6 protein-coding genes and 1 rRNA gene are annotated in these 11,460 nt (G+C 37.4%); 6 read left to right on the top strand and 1 reads right to left on the bottom strand.

Annotated features, from left to right (window positions below; genetic code table 11):
• Positions 1-58 precede the first annotated feature (58 nt).
• From rplJ to CEX73_RS03405, 6 genes are all read left to right on the top strand, one after another.
• Positions 59-559 (top strand): 50S ribosomal protein L10, encoded by a 501-nt coding sequence (rplJ, locus tag CEX73_RS03430; protein WP_101627189.1) that lies wholly within the window; start codon positions 59-61, stop codon positions 557-559.
• 64 nt (positions 560-623) lie between these two features.
• The gene (gene rplL, locus CEX73_RS03425; protein WP_101627188.1) at positions 624-989 is read left to right on the top strand and encodes a 50S ribosomal protein L7/L12; all 366 of its coding nucleotides are present in this window, start codon (positions 624-626) and stop codon (positions 987-989) included.
• 141 nt (positions 990-1,130) lie between these two features.
• Positions 1,131-5,162 (top strand): DNA-directed RNA polymerase subunit beta, encoded by a 4,032-nt coding sequence (rpoB, locus tag CEX73_RS03420; RefSeq protein ID WP_101627187.1) that lies wholly within the window; start codon positions 1,131-1,133, stop codon positions 5,160-5,162.
• 110 nt (positions 5,163-5,272) lie between these two features.
• Complete coding sequence (rpoC, locus tag CEX73_RS03415) at positions 5,273-9,499, top strand: DNA-directed RNA polymerase subunit beta' (RefSeq protein WP_101627185.1); 4,227 nt, start codon at positions 5,273-5,275, stop codon at positions 9,497-9,499.
• A 14-nt stretch (positions 9,500-9,513) separates the two neighbouring features.
• The gene (gene murB / locus CEX73_RS03410; RefSeq protein WP_101627183.1) at positions 9,514-10,533 is read left to right on the top strand and encodes a UDP-N-acetylmuramate dehydrogenase; all 1,020 of its coding nucleotides are present in this window, start codon (positions 9,514-9,516) and stop codon (positions 10,531-10,533) included.
• Positions 10,511-11,356, top strand: a complete 846-nt coding sequence (locus tag CEX73_RS03405; RefSeq protein WP_101627182.1) for a biotin--[acetyl-CoA-carboxylase] ligase — start codon at positions 10,511-10,513, stop codon at positions 11,354-11,356. The genes murB and CEX73_RS03405 overlap by 23 nt, the downstream gene beginning before the upstream one ends.
• A 13-nt stretch (positions 11,357-11,369) precedes the next feature.
• Here the strand turns inward: CEX73_RS03405 and rrf are convergent.
• Positions 11,370-11,460, bottom strand: a 5S ribosomal RNA gene (gene rrf, locus CEX73_RS03400); the annotation flags it as partial.

Raw genomic sequence — 11,460 nt, 5'->3', positions numbered from 1 at the left:
AAGTGAGTTGCCAAAAATACTTTATCAGCAGAATCGCAGAATCTAGGAGAACAATTCTATGGCTCTTAATCTTCAAGACAAACAAGCAATTGTTGCGGAAGTAAAACAATTAGCCAAAAATGCACTATCTGCTGTCGTTGCGGATTACCGTGGTGTGACAGTCAATGAAATGACTAAATTACGTACCGCTGGTCGCCAAATAGGTGTAAATATGCTTGTTGTTCGTAATACGATTATGCATCGAGTTATTGAATGTACTCCTTTTGCATCTTTAAAAGATATTTGTTTTGGTCCCAGCTTGATTGCTTTTTCTACTAAACATCCTGGTGCTGCTGCTCGTATATTTAAACAATTTGCGAAAGATAATATTAATTTTAATATTAAAGCAGCCGTTTTTGAAAATACTTTTATTCCAGGGTCAGAAATAGACCGATTAGCTAATCTACCAACTTACGAAGAAGCAATTGCTAATATGATACTTACTATGAAAGAAGCTTCTATAGGAAAACTCGCTCGTATTTTAGTGGCATTATGCCAACAAAAACAAAAAGCAGCGTAAATAATATTTACCTAATTTTCAAAAAAACGTAAATAATATTTACCTAATTTTAGGAGCAATTGCTATGTCACTCACTAAAGAACAAATTTTAGACGCAGTAGCTAAAATGTCAATTTTAGATATTACTGAGCTAATTTCTATGATGGAAGAGAAATTTGGTGTCTCTTCTATTTCAACTGTAGCTGTAACTTCAAGTCCAACTGAAGTTGTGGAAGAACAAACCGAATTTGAAGTGATCTTAACAGCTATTGGTAGTAATAAAGTTTCTGTTATCAAAGCCGTACGAAGCGCTCTTGGTCTTGGTTTAAAAGAAGCAAAAGACTTAGTAGAATCGTCACCAATTACCCTAAAAGAAAATGTAAGTAAAGATGATGCCGAAACGTTGAAAAAAACTCTAGAAGATGCTGGTGCTTCTGTTCAGGTAAAGTAATTTACTTATCTGGTAGACAGAAGTAATAGCTGGTGCCTTTATAGTCACCAGCTTTTTTATGTTTATATGTATTATTTATAATAAATTTACTAAATGAACATTCAATATTTTTCTATTACAGTTTTATAGCTGAGGAACCCTATGGTTTACTCCTATACCGAAAAAAAACGTATCCGTAAAGATTTTGGAAAACGTCCACAAATTTTAGACGTTCCCTATCTTCTTTCTATACAACTGGATTCTTTTCAGAAGTTTATCGAACGAGATCCCGAAGGTCAGTACGGACTAGAAGCAGCTTTCCGGTCAATATTTCCCATACATAGCTATAGCGGCAATGCCGAATTACAATATGTTAGTTATCGTTTAGGTGATCCTATATTTGATGTTAAAGAGTGCCAGATTCGTGGGGTTACATTTTCTGTACCACTACGAGTGATATTACGTCTAATTATCTATGAGCGTGAAGTCCCAGAAACTTCTATTAAAGAACAAGAAGTCTACATGGGAGAAATTCCCCTGATGACAGATCATGGAACTTTTATTATTAATGGCACTGAACGTGTGATTGTTTCGCAGTTACACCGTAGTCCTGGTGTATTTTTTGACAGTGATAAGGGTAAGATACACTCATCAGGTAAAGTATTATTTAATGCACACATTATTCCTTATCGAGGATCTTGGTTAGATTTTGAATTTGATCAAAAAGATCACCTTTTTGTACGTATAGATCGTCGTCGTAAATTACCTGTAACGATTCTTTTACGTGCATTAAACTTTACTACTAACCAAATTTTAGACACGTTTTTTGAAAAAATTGTGTTTCATATTAATGAACACAAGCATAAATTAAAAATGAAACTTGTTCCTGAGCGCTTACGCGGAGAAACAGCTTCATTTGATATTGAAGCCAATGGCACTATATATGTCGAAAAAGGCAGACGTATTACCGCTCGTCATATTAGTAAGCTGAAAAAAGACTTCATAGAGGAAATAATAGTTCCGGTAGAATATATTCTAAATAAAGTAATAGCAAAAGATTATATTAATACTAATACTAGTGAAATTATAGTTCCTGCTAATACAGAACTATCTTTAGAGTTACTCGATAAACTAAGTCAAGCCGGATTTCAGTCTATTGAAACACTATTCACAAATGACTTAGATCATGGCGCTTATATTTCAGAAACATTACGTATTGATCCTACTAAAGATCGCTTAAGTGCATTAGTAGAAATTTATCGTATGATGCGTCCAGGTGAACCACCAACCCGTGAAGCAACAGAGAATCTTTTCGACAATCTTTTTTTCTCAGAAGAACGTTATGATCTATCTGCTGTTGGTAGAATGAAATTTAATCGTGCGTTGTTACGTAAAGATATAGAAGGTTCTGGTCTGTTAAGTAAAAATGACATAATCGAAGTAATCAAAAAGCTTATTGATATTCGTAACGGCAAAGGTGAAGTAGATGATATAGATCATCTTGGTAATCGTCGTATCCGTTCTGTTGGTGAAATGGCAGAAAATCAATTCCGAGTAGGTTTAGTTCGCGTAGAACGCGCTGTTAAAGAGCGTTTATCTCTAAGTGATCTCGATACTTTAATGCCGCAAGATATCATTAATGCGAAACCCATTTCTGCTGCGGTCAAAGAATTTTTTTGTTCTAGCCAGTTGTCGCAATTTATGGACCAAAATAATCCGTTGTCTGAGATTACTCATAAACGCCGTATTTCTGCACTAGGACCAGGTGGGCTTACTCGTGAACGTGCTGGATTCGAAGTACGAGACGTACATCCTACTCATTATGGGCGAGTATGCCCTATAGAAACTCCAGAAGGACCTAACATTGGTCTAATAAACTCTTTATCAGTGTACGCACAAACTAACGAGTATGGTTTTTTAGAAACCCCGTATCGTCGTGTACATAACGGTACAGTCACTGAAGACATTCATTATCTTTCGGCGATTGAAGAAGGTAATTTTGTTATCGCACAGGCTAATACTAATATTGATGAAACTGGATATTTTATCGATGATTTAGTTACCTGTCGTAATAAAGGCGAATCTAGTTTATTCAGCCGTGACCAAGTGAACTATATGGATGTTTCTACACAACAAATTGTTTCTGTGGGTGCTTCTCTTATTCCTTTCTTAGAGCATGATGACGCTAACCGGGCTTTAATGGGTGCTAATATGCAACGTCAAGCTGTACCTACCTTACGTACCGATAAACCATTGGTCGGTACTGGTATGGAACGTATAGTAGCGGTAGATTCAGGCGTAACCGCTGTTGCCAAACGTGGCGGTATAGTTCAGTATGTTGATGCTTCACGTATTGTCATTAATGTTAATTCTGAGGAAATGTATCCAGGCGAAGCTGGTATCGATATTTATCACATGACGAAATATATTCGTTCTAATCAGAATACCTGTATTAGTCAAAGGCCTTGCGTTTCTTTAGGTGAATCAGTAAAGCGGAGTGATGTATTAGCTGATGGGCCATCTACTGATTTAGGGGAACTAGCGTTAGGACAGAATATGCGTATAGCGTTCATGCCATGGAATGGTTATAACTTTGAAGATTCTATGCTTGTTTCTGAACGTGTCGTGCAAGAGGATCGTTTTACGACTATTCATATTCAGGAATTAGCTTGTGTATCACGCGATACCAAACTAGGTCCTGAAGATATTACCGCAGATATACCCAATGTCGGTGAAGCAGCACTATGTAAATTAGATGAATCTGGAATAGTTTATATTGGTGCTGAAGTTACTAGTGGTGACATACTGGTAGGTAAAGTCACACCTAAAGGCGAAACTCAACTTACTCCAGAAGAAAAACTATTACGTGCTATCTTTGGCGAAAAAGCTTCAGATGTAAAAGATTCTTCATTACGAGTACCTAACGGTTTCTCCGGTACTGTAATAGATGTACAAGTTTTTACTCGTGATGGCGTCGTAAAAGATAAACGAGCGTTAGAAATAGAAGAAATGCAACTGAAGCAGGCTAAAAAAGACCTGACAGAAGAACTACGCATTTTCGAATTAGGTATATTTATCCGTATCCGTGACATACTAGTCTCTGATGGTATAGATATTAATATTGAGAAAATATCTAAGTTAAATAGCGAGCAGTGGCTAACATTTAGCTTAACAAATAAAGAGAAAAATATTCAACTCAAACAGTTAGTAAAGCAGTATCACAATTTAAAAAATCTTTTTGATAAAAAATTAGAAGAAAAGCGTAGTAAGATTACCCAAGGCGACGATCTTTCCCCTGGTGTACTAAAAATAGTTAAAGTATATCTTGCTGTCAAACGACAGATCCAGCCTGGCGATAAAATGGCAGGTCGTCATGGTAACAAAGGTGTGATTTCTAAAATCAACCCAATCGAAGATATGCCTTACGATGAAAATGGTATACCAGTTGATATAGTACTAAATCCACTAGGTGTTCCATCACGTATGAATATTGGGCAGATTCTGGAAACACATTTGGGAATGGCCGCTAAAGGTATAGGTAATAAGATTAATACTATGCTTCAACAACACCAAGATATAGTAAAAATACGTAATTTTATTCAAAAAGCTTATGATGTGGGCGATAACATACGACAAAAAGTAAATCTAAATCTTTTTTCCGACGAAGAAGTACTGCTACTCGCAGAAAACTTAAAAAATGGTATGCCGATAGCAACACCGGTATTTGATGGCGCAAAAGAAAAAGAAATTAAAGAACTACTACAGTTAGGAGAATTACCAACTTCTGGTCAGATAATTCTATTTGATGGGCGGACCGGCGAACAATTTGAGCGTCCGGTAACAGTGGGTTATATGTATATGCTAAAACTCAATCATCTCGTTGATGATAAAATGCATGCGCGTTCAACTGGTTCTTATAGCTTAGTCACTCAGCAACCTCTTGGTGGTAAAGCTCAGTTTGGTGGTCAACGTTTCGGAGAAATGGAAGTTTGGGCGCTCGAAGCTTATGGAGCTGCATATACGTTACAAGAAATGCTGACTGTAAAGTCAGATGATGTTAATGGTCGTACTAAAATGTATAAAAATATTGTCGATGGTAATCACACTATGGAACCAGGCATGCCGGAATCTTTTAACGTCTTATTAAAAGAAATACGTTCTTTAGGTATTAATATAGAACTAGAAGAAGACTGATTTTTAGTTACTAATAAAAAACAAATAGCATTATAGCATAAACGTGCCTTAAATATCAAATTAAGGCATATCACAGATCTAAGATTTAACTCTGACAAGAGCTAAAAGCCGTGAAAGATTTACTGAAATTTCTGAAAGCGCAAGCTAAGACTGAAGAGTTTGATGCGATAAAAATTGCACTAGCCTCGCCAGACATGATCCGTTCCTGGTCTTTTGGTGAAGTAAAAAAACCTGAGACTATCAATTACCGCACTTTTAAACCTGAGCGTGACGGTTTATTTTGCGCGCGCATTTTCGGGCCTGTTAAAGATTATGAGTGTCTGTGCGGTAAGTACAAGCGTCTAAAGCATCGGGGGGTCATTTGCGAAAAATGTGGGGTTGAAGTTACCCAAACGAAAGTACGTCGCGAACGTATGGGACATATTGAGCTTGCTTCTCCTACCGCACATATTTGGTTTTTAAAATCTTTACCGTCACGTATTGGTTTGTTGCTAGACATGCCCCTACGTGATATAGAGCGTGTACTTTACTTTGAGTCCTATGTAGTTGTTGAAAGTGGCATGACTAATTTAGAACGCCATCAGATATTAACTGAAGAACAGTATTTAGATGCATTAGAAGAGTTTGGTGACGAATTTGATGCCAAAATGGGCGCGGAAGCCATTCATGTTTTGTTAAAAAATATAGCTATTGAGCATGAATGTGAAGAATTACGAGAAGAACTAGAAGAAACTACTTCGGAAACGAAACGTAAAAAACTAACTAAACGTATTAAGTTACTTGAAGCATTCGTAGAGTCCGGTAATAAACCAGAATGGATGATATTGAATGTACTACCAGTATTACCACCAGATCTACGTCCATTAGTACCGCTAGACGGGGGACGTTTTGCTACATCAGATCTCAATGATTTATATCGTCGTGTTATTAACCGTAATAATCGTCTTAAGCGATTACTTGATTTATCTGCACCAGATATCATTGTTCGTAATGAAAAACGTATGTTACAAGAAGCAGTAGATGCATTACTAGATAACGGACGGCGCGGACGTGCCATCACAGGCTCTAATAAGCGTCCACTTAAATCTCTCGCCGATATGATAAAAGGAAAGCAAGGTCGTTTTCGTCAAAATCTACTAGGTAAACGCGTAGACTACTCTGGGCGTTCAGTTATTACTGTAGGTCCGTACCTACGTCTACATCAATGTGGTTTACCGAAGCAGATGGCACTTGAGCTATTCAAACCTTTCATCTATGGTAAGCTAGAACGGCGTGGCCTTGCTACGACAATTAAAGCAGCAAAAAAAATGGTAGAACGTGAAGAATCAGTAGTATGGGATATTCTAGACGAAGTAATTCGTGAACATCCAGTGATGTTAAACCGTGCGCCAACTCTGCATCGTTTAGGTATACAAGCATTTGAGCCTGTCCTGATAGAAGGTAAAGCCATTCAGCTACATCCATTAGTTTGTGCTGCATACAACGCTGATTTTGACGGTGATCAAATGGCAGTACACATTCCATTAACACTTGAAGCGCAGTTAGAAGCTCGTGCCTTAATGATGTCTACTAATAATATTTTATCCCCTGCAAACGGTGAACCAATCATAGTTCCATCACAAGATGTTGTGTTAGGTCTATACTACATGACTCGTGATCGTATTAATGGTAAAGGGGAAGGTATGGTACTTACCGGACCTAAAGAAGCTGAACGTATTTATCGTCTTGGAATAGCTGAGTTACATGCACGTGTTAAAGTACGTATTACAGAATATGAGAAGAATGATAACGGTAACTGGATTCACAACTCACATATTGTCGAAACCACCATTGGTCGAGCCATACTATGGATGATAGTACCCAAAGGATTACCTTTTACACTAGTTAACCAGGTACTTGGTAAAAAATCTATCTCTAAGATGTTAAATACTTGTTATCGTATACTAGGTCTTAAACCGACTGTTATTTTTGCTGACCAGATAATGTATACTGGTTTTGCCTACGCTGCACGTTCTGGCTCATCAGTTGGCATCGATGATATGATTATTCCTTTCAAGAAAGCTGAAATTATTAATGAAGCGGAAGCGGAAGTAGCGGAGATTCAAGAACAATTCCAGTCTGGTTTAGTAACAGCTGGTGAACGTTATAATAAAGTAATAGATATATGGGCTGCTGCTAATGAACGTGTCGCTAAAGCTATGATGGATAATCTGTCTACTGAAGCTGTTATGAACAGTAATGGCATAAAAGAACGTCAGGTATCATTTAATAATATTTTTATGATGTCTGATTCTGGCGCACGGGGATCTGCCGCACAAATTAGACAGTTGGCTGGTATGCGTGGCTTAATGGCGAAACCTGATGGCTCAATTATAGAAACTCCTATTACCGCTAATTTCCGTGAAGGTCTAAACGTTTTACAATACTTTATTTCTACACATGGTGCTCGTAAAGGTTTAGCAGATACAGCATTAAAAACCGCTAATTCTGGTTATCTAACTCGTCGTTTAGTAGATGTAGCACAAGATCTAGTAGTCACTCAAGATGATTGCGGCACTTTGTCGGGTATTATTATGACACCTGTTATTGAGGGAGGTGATGTAAAAGAACCACTACGCGAACGTGTACTAGGTCGTGTCACAGCAGAAAATGTATTGCTACCAGGTAGCACAAATATTCTCGTAGAACGTAATATTTTACTAAATGAGCAATGGTGTGATGTACTAGAAGATAATTCAATTGACAACATTAAGGTTCGTTCAGTAGTTACTTGTGATACCGATTTTGGTGTATGTGCTCATTGCTATGGACGTGATTTAGCTCGTGGTCACCTAGTAAATAAAGGTGAAGCTATTGGTGTGATCGCAGCACAATCAATTGGTGAACCAGGTACTCAATTAACTATGCGTACTTTTCATATCGGTGGTGCAGCCTTTCGTGCTGCGGCAGAATCAAGTATTCAGGTAAAAAATCAAGGTACAATTCGTCTTATTAACGCAAAATATGTGATTAATATTAGTAATAAAATAGTCATTACCTCTCGTAATACTGAGCTTAAGTTAATAGATGAATTTGGTAGAACTAAAGAAAGCTACAAAGTACCATATGGTGCCGTAATGGCAAAAGGCGATGGTTCAAAAATAATAGGTGGAGAAACAGTTGCAAACTGGGATCCACATACTATGCCCGTGATCACTGAAGTTGACGGTTTTATTCGTTTCACTGATATGATAGATGGTCAGACTATTACTCGCCAGACCGATGAACTTACGGGTTTATCATCTATCGTAGTATTAGATACTGCAGAAAGAACTAGTGGTGGTAAAGATTTACGACCAGCGCTAAAAATTGTTGATATTAATCATAACGATGTTCTTATTCCAAATACTGATATGCCTGCACAGTATTTTCTTCCTGGTAAGACTATTGTACAATTAGAAGATGGTACCAAAATTACCAGTGGTGACACCTTAGCACGTTTGCCGCAAGAAACCAGTGGTACTAAAGATATTACCGGTGGTTTACCACGTGTTGCTGATTTATTCGAAGCTAGACGACCTAAAGAGCCAGCAATTTTAGCAGAGATAAGTGGTATTATTTCTTTCGGTAAAGATACTAAAGGAAAACGGCGTTTGGTAATATCACCATTAAATAGTAATGATACTTACGAAGAAATGATTCCAAAATGGCGTCAACTTAACGTATTTGAAGGTGAATGCGTAGAACGTGGTGACGTAATATCTGATGGACCAGAATCGCCGCATGATATTCTACGTTTACGTGGGGTACATGCTGTAACTCGCTATATCGTTAATGAAGTACAAGAGGTTTACCGTTTACAGGGCGTAAAAATAAACGATAAGCATATCGAAGTTATTATTCGTCAGATGCTACGTAAAGCGACTATTATCAGCGCTGGTAGTTCCGATTTTTTAGAAGGGGAACAAGTCGAATACTCACGAATTAAAATAACTAATCTTCAGCTTAAAAGCGAAGGAAAAAAAGAAATAACTTATGTACGTGATCTACTAGGTATAACTAAAGCATCGCTAGCGACTGAATCTTTTATATCAGCTGCTTCTTTCCAAGAAACTACACGTGTACTCACAGAAGCCGCCGTAGCGGGAAAAAGCGACGAACTACGCGGTCTGAAAGAAAATGTTATTGTCGGTAGGCTTATACCAGCTGGTACAGGTTACGCTTATCATCAAGAACGTACCAGCAATCGTCAGCATAGAGAAAAGTGTGATATACAGCAGATGACAGCAGATGAAGCGTCAGCTAATCTTGCTGAATTGTTAAACTTTAGTCTCAGCAACAGTCTAAGCAACCACTAACACTAATATGTCATATGACTTTAAAGCCACTAAATACATTTAGTTTGAATGTATACGCACACCAAGTTGTTACTGCGCACAGCGAAAATCAATTGCTGATGCTATGGAAACATGCATTACAAATTAATCGTCCTGCATTACTACTCGGTAGCGGTAGTAATGTTCTGTTTCTCGAAAATTATACAGGCACAGTATTACTAAATCGTATTAAGGGTATTGTGATTAGAGAAGATGCTGAAGCGTGGTATTTACATGTTGGTGCTGGTGAAGTATGGCATGATTTAGTCATTTATACTCTTGAGAGAAAAATCCCTGGTTTAGAAAATTTAGCTTTAATACCAGGCTATATTGGCTCAGCCCCGATACAAAATATCGGCGCATATGGTGTAGCATTACAAGATTTATGTGAATATGTAGATATTATTCAGTTAGATCATGGTACAAAACTTCGCCTTAACGCATTAGAATGCCAATTTGGCTATCGAGATAGTATTTTTAAGCATCGCTACCGCGAAAATGTTGCTATTGTAGCTGTAGGATTACGGCTCAGCAAATTTTGGCGGCCCGTTCTAAATTACGGTAACCTGAAACAACTAGATACGCACAACGTAACCCCGCGTCAGATTTTTGATACTATCTGCGCTATGCGGCGTAATAAATTACCTAATTCTAAAACAGGTAATGCCGGTAGTTTTTTTAAAAATCCATTGATTGATACTAAAACTGCTGCGCAATTATTAGCCTGTTATCCCGATGCTCCTTACTCCCCACAAACTAATGGTGGGATAAAACTAGCTGCTGGATGGCTAATTGATCGCTGTAAGTTAAAGGGATATCAAGTGGGTCACGCAGCCGTGTATGAAAAACAGGCATTGATTTTAATTAATATTGGCCAGGCTAGCGGTTTAGAAATAGCTACGCTAGCTAAGTATGTTCGCTACATAGTAGCAGATAAATTTGCTATTTGGCTGGAACCTGAAGTCCGTTTTATTGGCGCAGAAGGAGAAGTAGATGCGATTGGAGCCTTATTATGATAATATAATAAACACCAGTATGAGTATACCGCTAAATATTTTTCACATATCACAAGCCGTCAATTTACTTACAGATCAAAGTAATATTCTAAATGAACAAGTTATTCAAGCACACTTGTCTACTGGTAGATTAGTAGTACTACCAGTAATTAATTCAACTAATCAATATTTAATAAATAGAATTTCTCATTTACAACCTGGCGATGCTTGTGTTGCTGAATATCAATTACATGGACGTGGACGACGAGGTAGAAAATGGATTTCTCAATTTCGTAATAATATTTATTATTCTATTTATTGGTATTTTAAGCAGCAGGGTCCATCTGTATTAATTGGGCTTAGTTTAATGGTTGGCATTATTGTAGCCGACATTTTGCAAAATTTTGGGGTAACTAATGTATTAGTAAAATGGCCAAATGATCTCTACCTTAATAATCGTAAATTAGCTGGTATTTTAGTTGAAATGATTGGTCAATCTATCGTGATTGGCATAGGCATTAATCTCGCTATGCCAACTATAGCTAAAGAGTGGATTTCTTTACACGAAATAGGGAACTATATCATAAGAAATGCTTTAGTGGCTGAACTAACTAATGCATTATGCAAAGCGTTACTATTATTTGAACAAGAAGGTTTTTTTCCATTTATGTTACGCTGGCGTACATTAGATTACTTATACAATAAAAAAGTCAATATTTTACTCAATGAGTATCAAAAGGTAACAGGAATTGCTCGTGGCATTAATACACAAGGGGCATTTCTTTTAGAACAAAAAGGTAAAATATACTCTTATATTAATGGCGAAATAGGCTGGTATTCTTAAAAGGAAAGGAGATGCCTGGCAATTTCCTACTCTCACATGGGGAAACCCCACACTACCATCGGCGCTACGGTATTTCACTTCTGAGTTCGGTATGGTATCAGGTG

It is taken from the genome of Candidatus Palibaumannia cicadellinicola (assembly GCF_002855795.1).
GTDB lineage: Bacteria > Pseudomonadota > Gammaproteobacteria > Enterobacterales > Enterobacteriaceae > Baumannia > Baumannia cicadellinicola_C.
The sequence above is the reverse complement of the archived record's forward strand: the minus strand, read 5'-3'. Positions and strand labels throughout refer to the sequence as shown.